Source organism: Paenarthrobacter sp. YIM B13468, from assembly GCF_042788025.1.
Taxonomy (GTDB): domain Bacteria; phylum Actinomycetota; class Actinomycetes; order Actinomycetales; family Micrococcaceae; genus Arthrobacter; species Arthrobacter aromaticivorans.
This window is the reverse complement of record NZ_JBHZPI010000031.1, coordinates 1-16,488: the sequence shown is the minus strand read 5'-3', so window position 1 is coordinate 16,488 and position 16,488 is coordinate 1. Positions and strand designations below refer to the sequence as shown.

The 16,488-nt window shown below is 61.2% G+C and carries 18 protein-coding genes; 6 read left to right on the top strand and 12 right to left on the bottom strand.

Annotated elements, in window-relative coordinates:
• Window positions 1-9: 9 nt before the first annotated feature.
• Both ACFX4T_RS23065 and ACFX4T_RS23060 read right to left on the bottom strand, forming a co-directional pair.
• On the bottom strand, window positions 10-234 hold the full coding sequence (locus tag ACFX4T_RS23065) for a hypothetical protein (protein ID WP_377654455.1): 225 nt from the start codon (window positions 232-234) through the stop codon (window positions 10-12).
• Between the two features lie 201 nt (window positions 235-435).
• On the bottom strand, window positions 436-1,341 hold the full coding sequence (locus tag ACFX4T_RS23060) for a LysR family transcriptional regulator ArgP (RefSeq protein WP_377654453.1): 906 nt from the start codon (window positions 1,339-1,341) through the stop codon (window positions 436-438).
• Between the two features lie 68 nt (window positions 1,342-1,409).
• Between ACFX4T_RS23060 and ACFX4T_RS23055 the strand changes: the two genes are divergently transcribed.
• From ACFX4T_RS23055 to ACFX4T_RS23040, 4 genes are all read left to right on the top strand, one after another.
• Window positions 1,410-2,045 carry a LysE/ArgO family amino acid transporter gene (locus ACFX4T_RS23055; RefSeq protein WP_377654451.1) on the top strand — a complete coding sequence of 212 codons (636 nt, stop codon included), beginning with the start codon at window positions 1,410-1,412 and terminating at the stop codon, window positions 2,043-2,045.
• Between the two features lie 67 nt (window positions 2,046-2,112).
• Window positions 2,113-2,823, top strand: coding sequence for a response regulator transcription factor (locus tag ACFX4T_RS23050; RefSeq protein WP_026543233.1), 711 nt, complete (start codon window positions 2,113-2,115; stop codon window positions 2,821-2,823).
• 2 nt (window positions 2,824-2,825) lie between these two features.
• Complete coding sequence (locus ACFX4T_RS23045) at window positions 2,826-4,271, top strand: HAMP domain-containing sensor histidine kinase (protein WP_216926031.1); 1,446 nt, start codon at window positions 2,826-2,828, stop codon at window positions 4,269-4,271.
• 185 nt (window positions 4,272-4,456) lie between these two features.
• Window positions 4,457-4,747 carry a WXG100 family type VII secretion target gene (locus tag ACFX4T_RS23040; protein WP_377654448.1) on the top strand — a complete coding sequence of 97 codons (291 nt, stop codon included), beginning with the start codon at window positions 4,457-4,459 and terminating at the stop codon, window positions 4,745-4,747.
• A 149-nt stretch (window positions 4,748-4,896) separates the two neighbouring features.
• Here the strand turns inward: ACFX4T_RS23040 and ACFX4T_RS23035 are convergent, their stop codons facing one another.
• The 5 genes from ACFX4T_RS23035 to ACFX4T_RS23015 all read right to left on the bottom strand — a co-directional run bounded on the left by ACFX4T_RS23035 (window position 4,897) and on the right by ACFX4T_RS23015 (window position 9,480).
• On the bottom strand, window positions 4,897-5,934 hold the full coding sequence (locus tag ACFX4T_RS23035) for an RNase H family protein (protein WP_377654446.1): 1,038 nt from the start codon (window positions 5,932-5,934) through the stop codon (window positions 4,897-4,899).
• A gap of 208 nt (window positions 5,935-6,142) precedes the next feature.
• A complete protein-coding gene (gene groL / locus ACFX4T_RS23030; RefSeq protein ID WP_216926028.1) occupies window positions 6,143-7,768 on the bottom strand; it encodes a chaperonin GroEL in 1,626 nt (541 codons plus the stop codon).
• 312 nt (window positions 7,769-8,080) lie between these two features.
• Window positions 8,081-8,284, bottom strand: a complete 204-nt coding sequence (locus tag ACFX4T_RS23025; RefSeq protein ID WP_216926027.1) for a cold-shock protein — start codon at window positions 8,282-8,284, stop codon at window positions 8,081-8,083.
• A 191-nt stretch (window positions 8,285-8,475) separates the two neighbouring features.
• Entirely contained in the window at window positions 8,476-9,096 is a 621-nt protein-coding gene (locus ACFX4T_RS23020) for a LytR C-terminal domain-containing protein (RefSeq protein ID WP_377654444.1), read from the bottom strand.
• Between the two features lie 48 nt (window positions 9,097-9,144).
• On the bottom strand, window positions 9,145-9,480 hold the full coding sequence (locus tag ACFX4T_RS23015; protein ID WP_377654442.1) for a DUF3263 domain-containing protein: 336 nt from the start codon (window positions 9,478-9,480) through the stop codon (window positions 9,145-9,147).
• A 108-nt stretch (window positions 9,481-9,588) separates the two neighbouring features.
• Here ACFX4T_RS23015 and ACFX4T_RS23010 point away from each other — a divergent pair, with 108 nt between their 5' ends.
• A complete protein-coding gene (locus ACFX4T_RS23010; RefSeq protein ID WP_377654440.1) occupies window positions 9,589-10,356 on the top strand; it encodes a uracil-DNA glycosylase in 768 nt (255 codons plus the stop codon).
• A 52-nt stretch (window positions 10,357-10,408) separates the two neighbouring features.
• Window positions 10,409-11,248 (top strand): siderophore-interacting protein, encoded by an 840-nt coding sequence (locus ACFX4T_RS23005; protein ID WP_377654438.1) that lies wholly within the window; start codon window positions 10,409-10,411, stop codon window positions 11,246-11,248.
• 31 nt (window positions 11,249-11,279) lie between these two features.
• On the opposite strand, the gene ACFX4T_RS23000 is transcribed toward ACFX4T_RS23005, so the two are convergent.
• The 5 genes from ACFX4T_RS23000 to ACFX4T_RS22980 all read right to left on the bottom strand — a co-directional run.
• On the bottom strand, window positions 11,280-12,767 hold the full coding sequence (locus tag ACFX4T_RS23000) for a threonine/serine exporter ThrE family protein (protein ID WP_223948068.1): 1,488 nt from the start codon (window positions 12,765-12,767) through the stop codon (window positions 11,280-11,282).
• A 27-nt stretch (window positions 12,768-12,794) separates the two neighbouring features.
• Window positions 12,795-14,108 (bottom strand): peptidoglycan bridge formation glycyltransferase FemA/FemB family protein, encoded by a 1,314-nt coding sequence (locus ACFX4T_RS22995; protein WP_377654502.1) that lies wholly within the window; start codon window positions 14,106-14,108, stop codon window positions 12,795-12,797.
• A gap of 106 nt (window positions 14,109-14,214) precedes the next feature.
• On the bottom strand, window positions 14,215-15,303 hold the full coding sequence (locus ACFX4T_RS22990) for a lipid II:glycine glycyltransferase FemX (protein WP_377654435.1): 1,089 nt from the start codon (window positions 15,301-15,303) through the stop codon (window positions 14,215-14,217).
• 169 nt (window positions 15,304-15,472) lie between these two features.
• Entirely contained in the window at window positions 15,473-16,294 is an 822-nt protein-coding gene (locus ACFX4T_RS22985; RefSeq protein WP_377654433.1) for a DNA/RNA non-specific endonuclease, read from the bottom strand.
• 38 nt (window positions 16,295-16,332) lie between these two features.
• On the bottom strand, window positions 16,333-16,488 hold a 156-nt coding region (locus tag ACFX4T_RS22980; RefSeq protein ID WP_377654500.1), incomplete at its 5' end, for an L-serine ammonia-lyase, iron-sulfur-dependent, subunit alpha.

The following is a 16,488-nucleotide window of genomic DNA, read 5'->3' as shown; positions in this document are numbered from 1 at the left end:
CGTACGGTCTCAGGCAACCATGCGGCTGGCGTGCGGGATTGCAATGTGATCCACGACTGCCCAGCAATCGGCGTCATGGAGCTGCGCGCTGGCGAAGCGCTCGGCTGATGCCAGGTCCGGAAATTCCTCGCGCCTGATGTGGTCCGAGTCTGTATCCAGGTACGTCACGTGGAACTCGACGTCCGGGGCTTTTTCATTCTGGTGAATGCTGATAGGGGCTGCTTCTTTTGCCATGTTTCCAGTGTGGAATGGGGCACCGACATTTTTAGGAGCATCCGTGGGCGTGTTCGGATCTTAACCCTTGTCTTAACTCTTAGGGCCGTTGCTTCCTGACTGTCTTTGATGTCCGGGACACTCGAAGGCAACTGAAATGGGTTGCCAGGAGGAAGCGCAGGCAGCAAAGCGGGTCACGACCCATCACCTGGAACGTCTGGACTAGGGCGTCCGAAGGTACTCGGCGGAGACTTCGCGCACTACCGAGCTAAGGACGTCGAGCACTCTCGATGCCGTCTTCCAGCGCTGCCAGTAGAGCGGAACATCAAAGGGGCGCTCGGGAGCGAGTTCAATCAAGCGCCCGTCAGCAATATCCGGCCCACATTGAACTTCCGGAATCAATCCCCATCCCAAGCCCAAGCGAATGGCGTCGCCAAAGTCCTGCGAAGCCGGCACGTAGTGTCGCGGCCCCTTCTGTTGTGCTTTTGAAGCATCCGGCCACGATTCCACGAAGGCCCACTGATAGGTGTCCTTACGGTCGAAATCCACGGTTGGTGCCGTATTGAGCTTGCCTCCGTCCACCCCATCTGCAAACCAACGATCAACAAAGACTGGAGCTGCCACTGCCCGGTAACGCATGACCCCGAGGCTCTCCACACGGCAACCCTGCACCGGATCCGGGGTGGCCGTGACTGCGGCCATGACGGTCCCCGAACGCAGCATCGAGGTGGAGTGTTGTTCGTCGTCGCGGTGCAGGTCAAAGGTGATGTTGAGGTCGCTGGGTACACGGGCAAGTGCTTGCAGGAACCAGACCGCAAGCGAGTCCGCATTCACGACGATTGGCACAGCCAGCTGCGGACCATCCGTGCCCAAACCCAACTCAACGCTCGCGTCTGCTTCCAACTGGGCCACTTGGCGGGCAAGGCGAAGCACCACTTCGCCTGCTTCTGTGGCCTGCGCCGGATTGCTCCGCTGGAGCAGGACCCTTCCGGACGATTGCTCAAGCGCCTTCAAGCGTTGGGACACCGCCGACGGCGTGATGTGGAGCCTGCGCGCAGCTGCATCCAACGTGCCTTCCGAAAGGACGGTGGCGAACGTGAGCAACTGCTCTGAGGGAAACTGCGGCATAAGGAAATCTTACGGCACATGAAAAACATTAGCTGGTCTAAGTCTCCTGCGACCCATAGTTTCGAAGGGTGACTTTCTCTGACTTCTTCAACTCGGCAGGCCTCGGCCTTGTGACGGGTCTTGGCCTAATCGTTGCTATCGGCGCCCAAAACGCCTTCGTGCTTCGGCAAGGAATCCTCGGCAAACACATAGGTGCGGTGGTCGCAGTTTGCGCACTCTCAGACGCCATTCTTATCGCCGCCGGGGTGCTTGGCACTGGCGCACTTATAGCAGTCGCTCCTGCCGCCGTCGTGATTCTGCGCTTTGTGGGGGCTGCGTTCCTGGTGGCTTACGCGGTGCTTGCTGCCCGTCGCGCTCTTCGCCCGCAGTCGCTCGATTCTTCCGATACGGCGTCCACCGATGCCGACACCAAACGTGGCCTCGCCGCGGTCCTCACCACGGTCCTGGCGTTGACGTGGCTAAACCCGCATGTCTACCTGGACATCGCGCTTATCGGTTCGCTGGCCAGCGCCCAGGGCAGTCCGTTGCAATGGTGGTTTGGTGCCGGGGCGATGCTGGGAAGCGTCCTCTGGTTCTCCTCCCTGGGCTTTGGTGCCAGGTTCCTGCGGGGCTTCTTCGCGCGCCCCACGTCCTGGCGAATCCTGGACGGCGGGATCGCAGTCACCATGGGAGCCCTCGGCGCAGGCCTCGCACTGGGAGCCTAGCGGCGCGCCAGCCTTCTCACATCAAGCATCCAGATAACTCACAGAAACTGGGAGCATCATGGGTGTCATGAAAAAGAACGGCCCCGAAGCCAAGCTCCTTGTCGTCGACGACGAACCCAACATCCGCGAGCTTCTCTCCACGTCCCTGCGGTTTGCAGGTTTCGAGGTCGTTGCCGCATCCAATGGGCGCGAAGCCCTGGCCGCCGCCGACCTTCATGCCCCCGACCTCGCAGTCCTGGACGTCATGCTGCCCGACATGGACGGCTTCACGGTGACGCGTCGGCTCCGTGCCGCGGGCAAACACTTCCCTGTTCTGTTCCTGACGGCAAAGGACGACACCGAGGACAAGGTAACGGGCCTGACTGTGGGCGGGGACGACTACGTCACCAAGCCATTCAGCCTTGACGAAGTAGTGGCCCGCATCCGCGCCGTACTGCGCCGGACGCAGCCCCTTGAGGACGACGACGCCGTGATCCGGGTGGACGACCTCGAACTCGACGACGACGCCCATGAGGTCCGACGCGGTGGCACGGTCATTGAGCTGTCCCCCACCGAGTTCAAGCTCCTGCGCTACCTCATGCTGAACCCCAACCGCGTTCTCTCCAAGGCACAGATTCTCGACCACGTGTGGGAATACGACTTCAACGGCGACGCCTCGATCGTTGAGTCGTACATCTCCTACCTGCGCCGCAAGGTGGACATCGACCCCGATGCCGCAGCCCTCATCCAAACCAAGCGCGGAGTGGGCTACGTGCTGCGAACGGCAGAGAAGCGCTGACGTTGCTGCAACGCTGGAAATCGGCGTCCCTGAGGTCGCAGCTCGTCGCCATCATCATGGGGCTGCTCCTCCTCGCGCTGGCCGCGACGGGTGCTGGCACGCTGACGCTCGTCAAGAGCTACCTGCAAGGCCAGGTGGACGACAAACTCAAGGCCGCCGTCGCGCTGGCCCAGGACCAGCAGTCATTCGACAAGCTGTCCGAGCCGAACCCTGCCGTACCCACGGACTACTCGCTAACCCTGTACGTTCCAGGGCTTTCGCCGTACCCCTTTGGCGGCATGCAAGACGACCGTCCGGCGATCGCGAACATCACTCCTGCCGAGGCCAAAGCGCGTGGCAATGCACCGTTCCAGGTGCGCGGCACCGCCGGTAGCAACTGGCGTGTCGTCGCCGTGGGCGTCGTGGCCAACGGGCAGAACGGCGTAGTGATTATCGGCCTGCCGCTGACGCCCGTGGACAAAGTCATGGAACACGCCGTGCTGGTGGTGGTGGGCGTTGGCCTGCTGACCCTGGTTCTGGCGTTCTTCATCGCTACTTGGACTGTGGCACGATCCTTCAGGCCCCTGGCAAGGGTGGAGAAGACAGCCGCAGCGATCGCCGCAGGCGACCTCTCCCGACGCGTGGAAATCGACAACCCCCATACAGAGGTGGGCCGGCTTGGCGCTTCATTGAACGCAATGTTGGCCCATATTGAGGCCTCCTTTGCGGCGCGCGCCGCTTCGGAAGCCCGGATGCGCCGCTTCGCTGCGGACGCTTCCCATGAGCTCCGGACTCCCTTGGTCACTATCCGGGGTTTCTCTGAGCTTTACCGCCACGGCGCGCTGGCGACTCCCGAAGACGTCGCCACCGCCATGGGCAGAATCGAAAGCGAAGCCAAGCGGATGGGTTCCATGGTGGAAGACCTGCTCCTCTTGGCCCGGCTGGACGAGCAGCGGCCGTTGCAGCTCAAGCCGGTGGACCTTCAGTTGTTGGCGCACGACGCCGTAGTGGATACCAAAGCCTCATCGGGCAACCGGAACATTACGCTCATCGGGCTCGACGGATCGTCCCCCACCCCAGCCCCGGTCCAGGGGGATGAGGCCAAACTTCGGCAGGTTATCGGCAACTTGGTGGGCAACGCCCTCCGCTACACGCCAGAGGGCACCCCGATAGAACTCGCAGTTGGTGTTCGGACCAGTCCTGAAGGCGCGTTTTCGGTCATCGAAATACGGGATCACGGGGCCGGCATTCCGGAGGCTGAGACCAACAAGATCTTTGAACGCTTCTACCGCGCCGATACCTCCCGCACCCGCGAAACCGGCGGCAGTGGCCTCGGACTGGCCATTGTGGCTGCCATCGTTGGCTCGCATGGGGGCAGCGTCCGGGTGAAAGAGACCGACGGCGGCGGCGCAACTTTGGTGGTCAGCCTCCCGTTCCGCGAGGAGCCCGCGGAGCTGATATCCCAATAACGCCGATATGCCAGTCATGCTGGCGTCCCCCGTGGCGGCGTTACCTCTAGCGGCCCTTCAACAGAGCCGTTATCCACATAGCGACGAACGGTTGTTCCCCGGCCCCAGGCGGCTGCCTAGGCTCAATGTTGTGGCCACGCATACCGCCGCGACCAGCGGAACATCATCGTCGAAAGGCATTACCCATGAGCGTCATTTCCGTCGACACTGAGCTCCTTCAGCTCAAGTCGTCCAACGTCAAAGCAACCGTTGACCGCATCAGCACGGACGTGCAAGCCATGAAGCAAGGACTGGACGAGCTTCAAGCCACGTGGAAAGGTTCCGCTGCCACCAACTTCCAATCGCTTGTCCTTGAATGGTCCCTGACGCAAAACAAAGTCGAGGGCTCACTGGCGTCCATCAACATGGCTTTAGCGTCGGCGGCCGCAAGCTACCTCGAAGTGGAGCAGGGCAACACCCAGCGGTTCGCCTACTAAGGGGCTCCACGGTCAAGCTACACACGAGGTCCAGCTACCTATAAGCTCCTGCGGGGCCGGCTGTCTTCCCCCTGTGCAGCCGCCCCGCAGGTCATCAAAGCCCATTGCTTGCTTCCCTGCTTGCCTCCTGTGCTGTGCCTCCAGTTGGGTCAGTTTTCGGGGGTTCCCTGATGGAATCGGAGCCGCCACTGGCCTCGGTCCAGCAGCCAAACGGAACTGCGGAGGGCCGAACCTGAATGCGCGAAACTGCGGTAGTTCAGCAGGATAGTGTTCTCACTCAGGCGATCGGCGCTAAGAACTTCCAACTCAATGGGTTCGCCTGGGTCCTCCTCAAGGGCGACCATCATGGCGTCCCGGGTCCAGAAGCGACCGGAGCTTCCAATCTCGGCAAAGTCGGGATGAAGCAATACTCCAATCCTGCCGATGTCAGTGCGCACGTCGGGGCGCAGGAGCTCGCGCTCCAAGGCAACCACGATTTCCTCTGCGGGCACCTCCCGGGCGGACGCATCCTCGTCCAGTTCACTGAAGAGATCCGGCTGGCCGAAGATACCCGACTCCCCAAACAGCGTGGGTTCGGAGTGGGACTGGAAGCTGAGCCCAGCTCTGGTCTGGGGACCTGTAGCGGTTGTGGGAACGGGAGCGGTTGTGCGAACTGGGCTGGTGCTCGTAACGCTGCCGGCGGCCGCTGCGGCAGGAACAGGCTCGGCCAAGACTTGGCCTGAACCCGTAAACCCTGGTCCGATTGGAGCTGCCGTGCCCTGCTGGAAGGCGGTGGCTACGGCGCGTGCGCGCTCGTCTGCTGCCTCGTTGAGGTCATGTCCGGCGTGGCCCTTGACCCATTCAAATGTGTATTTGCGCCCGACGATTGCTTGGTCGATATCCTTGAGGAGGTCAACGTTCAAGACGGGCTTTCCGTCAGCCTTGCGCCAGCCCTTCCGCTTCCATCCGGGCATCCACTTGGTGATGCAGTTGATGACGTACTGGCTGTCGCAAAGGATCAGCAGTTCTTCTTGCGGAACGTGGGCGGTGGAGCGGAACAAGTCCAGGACAGCCATGAGCTCGCCCATGTTGTTGGTGCCGTGGGGCCAACCTCCTGCGCGCCAACAGGAGTCGTCAACATACCAGGCCCAGCCGGCCGGCCCAGGATTGCCGAGGGCAGAGCCATCGGCGGCAGCAATAATCGTCATGCCTTCAATCCTGCCAGACCACACAGACACTGAAAGCGTGCTAGTGCCAACTGGGGACAGCACCTCCCGCTACGGGCCCTCATAAGAGCCCGATCTGTCCCCTATTTGGTTTTACGCCTACTTGGTTCTTAACGCCGACTGCGGTCCCCACCAAAATGGTGGGGACCGCAGTCGTTGCTCTAATGCGTGACGCTACAGCTTAGGAGGCTTAGAAGCCGCCCATGCCGCCCATGTCGTCGCCACCGGCAACCGGAGCGTTCTTCTCAGGCTTGTCGGCAACTACAGCCTCGGTGGTCAGGAAGAGACCAGCGATGGAAGCAGCGTTCTGGAGAGCCGAGCGGGTGACCTTTACGGGGTCGTTGACGCCGGCAGCCAGCAGGTCTTCGTACACACCCGTGGCAGCGTTCAGGCCGTGGCCGGAAGGCAGGCCGCGAACCTTATCGGCAACAACGCCCGGCTCGAGGCCAGCGTTGAAGGCGATCTGCTTCAGCGGAGCGTCGATGGCAACCTTGACGATGTTGGCACCGGTTGCTTCGTCACCCTGGAGGGTGAGGTTGGCGAATGCCTTGGCGCCAGCCTGGATGAGGGCAACGCCACCACCGGCGACGATGCCTTCTTCAACAGCAGCCTTGGCGTTGCGGACTGCGTCCTCAATGCGGTGCTTGCGTTCCTTGAGCTCAACCTCGGTTGCGGCACCGGCCTTGATGACTGCAACGCCACCGGCCAGCTTGGCCAGGCGTTCCTGCAGCTTCTCGCGGTCGTAGTCGGAATCGGAGTTCTCGATCTCGGCGCGGATCTGGGCAACACGGCCTGCGATCTGCTCGGCGTCGCCGGCACCTTCAACGATGGTGGTCTCGTCCTTGGTAACAACAACCTTGCGGGCGGTACCGAGGAGTTCCAGGCCAGCGTTCTCCAGCTTGAGGCCAACTTCTTCCGAGATGACCTGGCCACCGGTGAGGATGGCGATGTCGGCGAGCTGTGCCTTGCGGCGGTCACCGAAGCCGGGAGCCTTGACGGCTACAGACTTGAAGGTGCCACGGATCTTGTTGACGATCAGGGTGGCCAGGGCCTCGCCCTCGATGTCTTCAGCGATGATCAGCAGCGGCTTGTTGGACTGCATGACCTTCTCCAGAACCGTGACGAGTTCCTTCACGTTGGAGATCTTGGAGTTCACGATCAGGATGTACGGGTCCTCGAGGACCGTTTCCTGGCGCTCAGCGTCAGTGACGAAGTAAGCGGAGATGTAACCCTTGTCGAAGCGCATGCCTTCGGTGAGTTCGAGCTCCAGGCCGAAGGTGTTGGACTCTTCGACCGTGATGACGCCTTCCTTGCCCACCTTGTCCAGGGCCTCGGCAATGAGGCTGCCGATTTCCGGGTCGCCGGCGGAGATGGAAGCCGTAGCTGCGATCTCTTCCTTGGTCTCGATCTCCTTGGCGGAGGCGAGCAGCTCGGAGATGACGGCCTCAACGGCCTTCTCGATGCCGCGCTTCAGGGACAGGGGGTCGGCGCCGGCGGCAACGTTGCGCAGGCCTTCCTTGACCAGTGCCTGGGCGAGAACCGTAGCGGTGGTGGTACCGTCGCCAGCGACGTCATCCGTCTTCTTGGCAACTTCCTTGACCAGCTCAGCACCGATCTTCTCGTAAGGATCGTCCAGCTCGATCTCCTTGGCGATGGAAACACCATCGTTGGTGATCGTGGGGGCGCCCCACTTCTTTTCGAGGACGACGTTGCGTCCACGCGGGCCGAGGGTGACCTTGACGGCGTCGGCGAGGATGTTCAGGCCCCGCTCGAGGCCGCGGCGTGCCTCTTCATCAAATGCAATGATCTTGGCCATAACGGCGGTAGTCCTTTCGGGACAGTCGTTAAGAAGGAACCTGTCAGATGGAGTGCCCGCGACGGACGGTCCTTTGCTTGCGGCCTCTGTATGCCCCGCGCTCCGAACCTCACCCCACCAAGGTGTTTCTTGATCCTCCTCCGTTTCGAGAGCCGTCCACCGCCGGCGTAAACCGGGCCGCAGTTAGCAGTCGAAGCGTAGGAGTGCTAAATCAATAATTAGCACTCGACCGGGGAGAGTGCAAGCAGAAGTGCCACTTTGCGCTATAAACAAAGGGGTTTCAGCCGTTAGCTGACGTGACGGCCGAAGGGACTATGCCACGCGGACGCTTTCGGCCTGCGGACCCTTCTGGCCTTCGCCTAATTCGAACTCCACCCGCTGGCCTTCCTCAAGAGCGCGGAAGCCTTCCATCTGGATAGCGGACCAGTGCACGAAGACGTCGTCGCCGGAGTCATCCACAGTGATGAAGCCGTACCCTTTTTCGGCATTGAACCATTTGACGGTTCCCAAAGCCATGATGCCCACACTTTCACAGTAGCCAAGACCGGTTGCCGGGATCTCCGGACCGGAATCAATCCACTGTAACCACAGTCACTATCCGCGCGCTGCCGCGGAGGGGTCCAGCATGACTTTTGTTATTGAGGCTTAACCGAGTTGCCGCTTTGAAGGCTTGGAACCCGGTGAAAAACGGCTGAAAGTCAGCGAAATTACTGGTAGCCAGGTCCCACAACAACAACCAGCGGCTGCTGTATTTCGGGAGATTCAACAACCGCAGAAATACCCAGAAGCTTGCCGAGCGCTTCTGCGTTCGTCTTCTGACCGGGCACGTTGTAGAAGACCACGGAAGACTGCTGCGGCAGGCCTCCCCAGTTCCCCACAGTTCCCAGTGTCCAGCCGTCGCCTTGGACCAGCCCTGCGACGCGGCTGGCAAGCCCGGCCGTAGCCGTGCCGTTGTAGACGGCTACAGCGACGGCCTTGTCCACGGGCGCGGAAGAAGGAGTTGCCGAGGTCTCGCCCGAGGGTGTGGTACCCGGGCTCGGCTCACCGGAAGCGATGGGGGCGTTGCTTGATTCGGTAGGTGCAGCAGACGGGGAGGTTTCGCTCTGCTGGGGCGCCGGCGTCGAAACGCTTGTGGACGCACCGGGGGCCACCAGGCCAAGCCGCGGAAGTATCAGGAAAGCGACGAGTCCCAGCACCAGGGCGACGGCTCCTACGGTCAGTACCGGCCACAAATTGGGGCGGACCGTCTCTTGGGCGTCACGGTGCACACCCTGCCGGGAGCTGTTCTGTGGGACCCGGTCGAATTCATCCTTGGCAAATTTGGTCATGGTGAAGCCTTGTCCTTGCTGGTTGCTGCTGACTATCAGCCGGGCGATTTACGCGTCGGACCCCAAACGGCGCGCTGTCCGCGCACGTTGGCGCGACGTACGTAGTCTACGCAATCTCTTCACAAGCATTGGATCGTGGGCCAACGCATCTTCCGTATCGATAAGTGCGTTCAGGATCTGGTAGTAGTGCGTGGCGGAGAGATTGAAGAGCTCACGGATCGCCTGTTCCTTGGCGCCGGCGTACTTCCACCATTGCCGCTCCAACGCCAACATCTGCTGATCACGGTCACTCAAAGGTGAGTCGCTGCGGGTCTCTGCCGCCAGGTCTTCAAGTGCCAAAACGGTAGACTGCGGCGCCATTGGTTCCGGTGCTGGTTCTGCCACGGCACACTCCTTGACGCTGATTGGGGGAAAATGTCCTACCCCCATGTTACGGGCGAATAACAACGCTGTCATTCGCACCGCCGATGCCATGGAGGAGACAATGACAGGGTGACTGGTGAGGATGCACTGTTTGACCTGGAACCTGCCGGCGTTGCCGACTCGGGCTTCGCCGAGCTTGTTGACCAACCCCTGGAAGAGCTCATGGCCGCGGATTGGGCGGACGCGTTGCGCCCCGTGGAAGGCCAACTCCGTGAAGCTTTGGCCTTTGTTGCCGCTCAGGCTGCCCAAGGGATCCAAGTCCTTCCTCAAGCTACCAACCTTCTCCGGGCTTTCTCCCGGCCACTGGCTGACGTCAAAGTACTCATCCTTGGCCAGGATCCGTACCCAACCCCGGGACACGCCGTCGGGCTTTCCTTTGCCGTCTCGCGGCATACGCGGCCGATCCCCCGAAGCCTGGCAAACATCTATCGCGAACTCCACGAAGACCTCGGGCTGCCGCCACGCATCCACGGCGACCTCACAGCTTGGACGGACCAAGGCGTCCTGCTGCTGAACCGCGTCCTGAGTGTCGCGGCAGGGAGCGCTGGCTCACACCGCGGCAAAGGCTGGGAGGCAATCACGACGGCGGCCGTCAGGGCGGTAGCCCATCGCACCGACGACGCGGGACGCCGGAGTCCCCTGGTAGCGATTCTGTGGGGGAAGGACGCCGAAGCGGTCATGCCACTGCTGGATGGCACCCCGGCAATCACTTCGGTGCACCCGAGCCCCCTTTCGGCATCCCGTGGTTTCTTTGGTTCCAAGCCGTTCAGCCGAGCCAACGAGCTGTTGTCGGAACAGGGCGCAGAGCCCGTCAATTGGGAACTACCCGTCTTGTAACCTTCGACTCATACCCAGGTGACACCCAACGATTTAGCTTAGGCTTGCCTACATGGCTGCTCTCCCCGTCACCTCGTCCGCCACCCGGAACACGCGCCCGCAGGTTAACCTGACCGTCCTGCGCAAAGAATGGCTCTCACCTCACATGGTGCGGATCGTCGCTGGCGGCCCAGGGTTCAGCGACTATGCGAACAACGAATACGTGGACCGATACGTCAAGATCGTTTTTCCGCAGCCCGGCGTTGATTACCAACTTCCGCTGGACCTGTGGGCCATCCGCGAGACGATGCCACGTGAGCAATGGCCGCATACCCGGACCTACACCATCCGCTGGGCCAACCTTGAAGAACGGGAACTGGCCATTGACTTCGTAGTCCATGGCGACGAGGGCCTGGCGGGGCCTTGGGCAGCGGCAGCCGAACCTGGGGACCCGCTGGTTTTTACCGGCCCCGGTGGTGCCTACAACCCCGCGCCCGACGCCGATTGGCACCTCTTCGCAGGCGATGACGCCGCGATTCCAGCCATCGCAGCCTGCATAGAGGCACTTGCCCCGGAAGCCCGTGGATTTGCGTTCCTCGAGGTGGACGGTGCCGAGGATATCCTGCCTATCTCTGCTCCTGCCGGCCTGGAACTCCGTTGGCTGCAGCGCAACGGAGTGCCGGCCGGATCAAGCGAGTTGTTGCTGGACGCGCTTCGCGACATGCAGTGGCTGCCCGGCCGCGTAGACGTCTTTGCGCATGGCGAAAGGGGCTACATGAAGGGCCTGCGCCAGATCTTCTTCTCCCAGCGCGGCCTGGAACGTTCGCAGGTTTCCCTCTCCGGCTACTGGGCCCAGGGCCGGGTAGAGGAAGTTTTCCAGGCAGAGAAGAAGCTTCCCGTAGGACAGATTTAACAGCGGGACTGATCTAGCGGCCAGAAGTGATCTAGCGCCGCCGTACCCTGCGGCGCTCGTTGCTGGACAGACCCTTTGTGAGCGGCCGCGCCAAGTTGTCCCCCAGCACGATTCCTGCAGCAACTCCCAGGACGATCGCGCCTGCATTCAGCATGCCTCCGGCACCCTGAAGAATGTCCGCTTCCTCGATGGTCAATACATACATTGAACGGAATATAGTCAGGCCGGGCAGCAGAATGAGCGCCGCCGGAACAGCAACCACAAGTTGGGGAGCACCAAGTTTTAGCGCCACTACCCGAGCCAGCAGGCCGATGGCCACCGCCGAAACTGCCGGCGACAAGCGGTCGCCGAACCCTGCAGTGGTAGCCCCCCACAAGACGAAGAAGCCGACCAAGCCGACCGCCGCCGTCGGGAGTAACAAACGCATCTGCGTCTGTTCGGTGACGCCGATAGCCACTACCGCTATCGCAATCAGAATGGCTTGGCCCCACAAAGGATACGCATCCGGGAATGTTTGGGTGACGTCCAGGACTGCGCTGCCCATGAGGGTCCCGACCACGACGGCGACGGCGATACCAGCGACGATCGCGCCGAAGGTGAGCAGCGTGGAGAGGAATCGTCCTGCTGCCGTGACGGGGAAGCCGTTGATGGCGTCCTGCACGGAGGACACAAGCCTCCCTGTTGGAAGCAACAACAGGATCCCGCCCGCAACCACAATGGACGGAGCAATGTCCGCGCCCGCCCACCGCAACATGAGCGCGATGAATGTAACCAGGAACGAGCACGACATGGTGATGAAGAAGTCCGGGGTGCGCCACCGGCTCAGTTGTCGCGCAACCAGGCTGATCAGCAAGTTGGAGCCAAAGGCCAAGGCTGAAGCGCCCGGACCGCCGCCCAGTACGCCCACAAACACCGCGGCGAAGACAGCGAAGGCAACCGTGACCATCCAGCGAGGGAAGGGCTTGGCACTCCGGACGATGTCATTCAACCGACGGACTGCCTCGTCGCGGCCAACTCCCCCGGCCACAATGTCGGTGACCAGTTGATGCACTTGGGCGAGGCCGGCGTAGTTGTTGGTCCACGAGCGCACCACACGCAGCAACGTGATGGGGGTCTGGTCCTTTGGCGCATAATTGATGGCCACCGACTGGTTGGTGATGTCCACTTCAACGTTCTTCAAGCCAAGGGCGGCAGTCACCGCAATCATGCTGGTCTCAACTTCAAGGGCGCCTGCACCGTAGCGGAACATGACTTCGGCCAGATGCAGGGCGAAGTCGATGGTCTTGCGCGCTGAGGCGTCGACGCCGACCACCTGGATCGTTGGGTTGGCGTAGGGACTTCCCGCGAGCCGGTCCACGATGTTCATGGGGGCTGTGGGCGGGCTATCGCCCTGCACCAAGCGCATCAGCATGCGTTTGGCATTGGCGTTCTGCCGGATTTGCGATGGCCGCATCGGTTGGGTCTTGGGCAAGCCGTCAGTGTGAGGCCTGCCGCCGGAGCCCTCAGGGCGTTCAGTCACGCAGTGTTCCTCCCTTGGCTTCGTTGATTAGTTCTTCCCCCGGAATTTACTCAGCAGGATTCCAGGCTCCGGCAATTTTGCCAGGACCGTCTTGGCGGCAGCTGCAAGCTTCCTGACCGCCTGGTAAGCGGTGAACACTGGCACGTTCACTGGTGCAACGAAGTCGCCCACCAGTTGGACCACTTCGCCGCCGAAGCCCTTCTTGAATTCGTAGCCGCCGTGACCGGTTTCATCCTGGCCCTGAATGCCGAACGTGCCGTAGAAGTTGTAGCGGGAGTAGCCATTGTTGAGCGCGTGCAGCATCATGCCCCAGTAAAGCGACGTAGCTCCGTTGAAGTAGATGTAGTCCTGGACAGTACCGCCGATCACGCACACGATTTCATCGCCGGAGCAAGCGAAGTGGATTGCCGCAACGGTAGCCACGCCCACCGAGTCGGGGAAGCGTTCAATATCCTTGAGGCTTCGCTCGTAGCTGTCCACGAGGTCCTGGACCACCTTGATGCGATTGGCCTTCTTCTTGCTCCCGGTTTCCTCGACGTCGCGCTTGAGGTCCGCGAGCGTCTTGGCTTCGGCATCCAGACGCTCGGTGATCGACGCCCGGTATTCGGGGATGTTGATCTTGGCCATCATGAGCTTCGTGAACTCATCCGAGGTATTGCGGAGCAGTTGCTCGTAGTAGTCACGCTCGCGGTAGGTGAAGCCCTTTTCGTCGCCGGCAGTGCTCAGCGCGTTGTAGAAGTCGTCCAGCGTTTCCAGCGTGGCCTGCTCCAGGTAAACGCCGTTCTTTTCGGCCTTCCGGATGGCCTTGCGCGTGCGGTAATTCATGCCCATGATGAGCTCTTCAGAATCGACGATCCCGTCCAGCTTCTTGACGAACATCCAATTGATGTTCGCGAAGTTCATCTCAAAGCCCTGGTGCTTGAAGCCCAACCCTGCCAGTACCTTCAGCAGTGGACGGTTGTCCTCAACCTCCGGGTGCTCGGCGCCGTCCTCGTCGCGGGCGATGTACTTGACGTTCGGTGAGATCCCCAGCTCAGCAGCCTTTTTCGAGGCCGCATGCTTTTTCAACTGCTCGACGACGAACCGCACCGCTTCGGCGTCGTTGTAGTCCAGCAGTGGTCCCTTTGCGCAGTCGCAGACCTTGTAGCCAAAGCGGTTGGCGGTGTAGACGAGCTTTCCGGCGGCGATCAGGCTGCCACCGCGGGTCACACCAAAGAGCTCCACCTCCTGGCCGCGGGCACGCTGGAAACGCGCCAGGTCCACGGACTGGATGAAGCTGCCTTGCGGGTGTCCCTTGGCAAATGTCTCGAAATCAGCGTCACTGAGAATCACGAATTCCATGCCGGTTCCAGCCTCGATCGGAGTCAAAGAAATTACCTCACCTAGATAGATTTGCGCCCGTTGGTGGCCGGGGCTGGCCTGAAGTGTGTTGGGTTGGTGCCGGTTCTCAGTAGAACTGTCCGCCGGTTCGCATAGTTTCCAGTCGGCGGAAGACGCGCTCTGCACCCTTGAGCCACAGCTTGTAGCGGATGGGTCCCAGGACAAGGTCATAGCAGCCGACGAAGTCCGTCACGGTCTTGGTGAAACTCGTCTTGAACAAACCCATACCGAACAACGGGTGGGTCTTGTCCTTGATTCGGGCGGCAGGCGGCGTGCCACAGAAATCGTACTCAACGCAGCCCAGATCCTGCATCCGCTGGATCGCAGCCCACTGGACCAAATGCGAGTCACCGTATTGCTTGCGGTTCTGCGTGGAGCCGCCATCCTTGTAGGTTGCCTTGGAACCATAGTTGATAACGAAAGCTCCGACGCTGGGTGCGCCGTCCTCGTAGACAAAGAAGAAGTGCCCTTGGCCCCGGCTGCAGAATTCTTGCCAGAAACGGGAGTAGTACTCGTAGCTCCGCAACGGCATGGCACCCTTGGCGTTCACTGTGTCCTGCATCAGGGCGTAGAGCTTGCGGTAGCTGTCCTCGCCAGGCTCAGCCGGAAGGACTTCGCATCCTTCACGTTCTGCCCTGCGGACCGCGTTGCGGGCCCGCGATGAGATGCTGCGGAGCACTTCATTGGCCGGGGCCGAAATATCCAGCAGCGCTGTTGAGTCGTTGGACTGGATGTTGGGGGCTTTCATCAGCCCGGCGGCCGCGAGCTGAGCCGTCGCCTCGCTGGATGCAACGATGTCTGGCTCAATCTTGATGGAGAACACATTCATCTTCTGCCCACGTGCCAGTGCAGCGATTGAGCCAAGCATCGGCTTGATGTCATCAATGGACGAAGCGTCCGGTCCCTTGATGAGGTACCAAAGGCGGCCAAGGACAGGGAACTTCTTCTCAAGGAGCAGGTTGTAGCTGGAATATTCGGCGGTCTCCAGAACCAGGCGGCGGACCAACCAGCCGTTGCCATCCTTGACTGCCGCATATGCGTCCGACTGCAGCATGTTGCCGCCATTGGGGTTGGCTGTGACGTGCTTGTCCCAGTTATCGATTTCCTCGGCGGTGGCAAAGCGGGCGGTAAATTCTCGCAAGGTGGCCGTGTCCAATCTCAGGGTTTGGTGCAGTGTTCAAATCGGTGCTCAGAAGCAAGTGCCCATGCGGACATGCAGCCTCAAGTCTATCGGGCCGAGGAAAATAGCCCGACTCCCGGTGAGTTGCCCATTCGAACTACGCGAGAATAGCTTGGGCCGGATCATAAAGGGGGCGTTCGTGTCCTTACAGCCGGATCTGATCAGGGCTCTCCAACTTGATGGCTTTCGGTTGCTTCCCGAGTTCCCGCTGGCCGCTGGCCAGCCGGTCCGCGTTGGCGAGTCTGCTGAGACTCAGTCCGGTCAGGTCTGCGATCTGGCCGATGGGAACCTGGAAGGTCCGGAACGGTCCCAAGGGCGGCGGTTCGCCTTCCAGGAGCCGCTGGTCGATGGCCCTCTTCAGCTCAACTTTGCCAAGCAACGGAGACTGGTCCAACACAAAGCCCGCGGCGGCGAGCTTGGCATCGTTGGTCCATGCTGCGATTTTCCAGAACTTCCGCGGAACCTGTACGCCTCTGTAGGGAAGGTCGTCGTCGAGAAGTACGGGTCCGGTGAACACCGAAAGCTTGGCGTCGTACGCGTCCGCGTGCTCCAACACGTGGTCCTCGAGCCCCACCCAGAGTTCCTTGCCTTGGTTGAAGTCGTCCACCTGCGGTGCCGCGTTGGTAAAGACGAAGGTGTCCTGATTGGCTTTCTTGACCGTGGCCTCGTCACCCCAGACGGGATCCAGGCGCCGCACAAGATGCCCGCGATCGAAGGCATTGTTCTTGTAGACGTCCGGCCCGGCCTGCTGCTCTTTGGGGATCCTGTCATCGAAATGCCATGTGCCCTCGCGAGCCAGCGGACTCAGTTCCTTGCCGTTGATGTTGACGCCGACGATCGCCGCGAGTTTCCGGGCAGCCCGGAAACGCACGGAGAAGTGGATGTAATCCAAAAGAATCGTCGTTGCCGACGGACTGGGCAGCTCAAGGCGTGCCCGCAAGAAATCCCTGTCGTATCCCCCGCTCATGGATACAGCATGGCACTAGGGACTGACAGTAAACAGACTCAGCATTCGACGACGTTGACGGCCAGGCCGCCCATCGCGGTTTCCTTGTATTTGGAGGACATGTCCTTGCCCGTCTCACGCATGGTCACGATGACCTCATCCAGCGACACCCGGTGCGTCCCGTCACCCCAGAGCGCCATCTTCGCCGCGTTGAT

What these genes read in the sequence shown, in the direction of transcription:
- ACFX4T_RS23060 (WP_377654453.1), bottom strand. Translation starts at nt 1,341, where the DNA reads ATGCCGCAGTTTCCCTCAGAGCAGTTGCTCACGTTCGCCACCGTCCTT.
- ACFX4T_RS23050 (WP_026543233.1), top strand. Translation starts at nt 2,113, where the DNA reads ATGAAAAAGAACGGCCCCGAAGCCAAGCTCCTTGTCGTCGACGACGAA.
- ACFX4T_RS23035 (WP_377654446.1), bottom strand. Translation starts at nt 5,934, where the DNA reads ATGACGATTATTGCTGCCGCCGATGGCTCTGCCCTCGGCAATCCTGGG.
- ACFX4T_RS23065 (WP_377654455.1), bottom strand. Translation starts at nt 234, where the DNA reads ATGGCAAAAGAAGCAGCCCCTATCAGCATTCACCAGAATGAAAAAGCC.
- ACFX4T_RS22985 (WP_377654433.1), bottom strand. Translation starts at nt 16,294, where the DNA reads ATGAGCGGGGGATACGACAGGGATTTCTTGCGGGCACGCCTTGAGCTG.
- ACFX4T_RS23020 (WP_377654444.1), bottom strand. Translation starts at nt 9,096, where the DNA reads ATGACCAAATTTGCCAAGGATGAATTCGACCGGGTCCCACAGAACAGC.
- groL (WP_216926028.1), bottom strand. Translation starts at nt 7,768, where the DNA reads ATGGCCAAGATCATTGCATTTGATGAAGAGGCACGCCGCGGCCTCGAG.
- ACFX4T_RS22995 (WP_377654502.1), bottom strand. Translation starts at nt 14,108, where the DNA reads ATGGAATTCGTGATTCTCAGTGACGCTGATTTCGAGACATTTGCCAAG.
- ACFX4T_RS23005 (WP_377654438.1), top strand. Translation starts at nt 10,409, where the DNA reads ATGGCTGCTCTCCCCGTCACCTCGTCCGCCACCCGGAACACGCGCCCG.
- ACFX4T_RS23025 (WP_216926027.1), bottom strand. Translation starts at nt 8,284, where the DNA reads ATGGCTTTGGGAACCGTCAAATGGTTCAATGCCGAAAAAGGGTACGGC.
- ACFX4T_RS23040 (WP_377654448.1), top strand. Translation starts at nt 4,457, where the DNA reads ATGAGCGTCATTTCCGTCGACACTGAGCTCCTTCAGCTCAAGTCGTCC.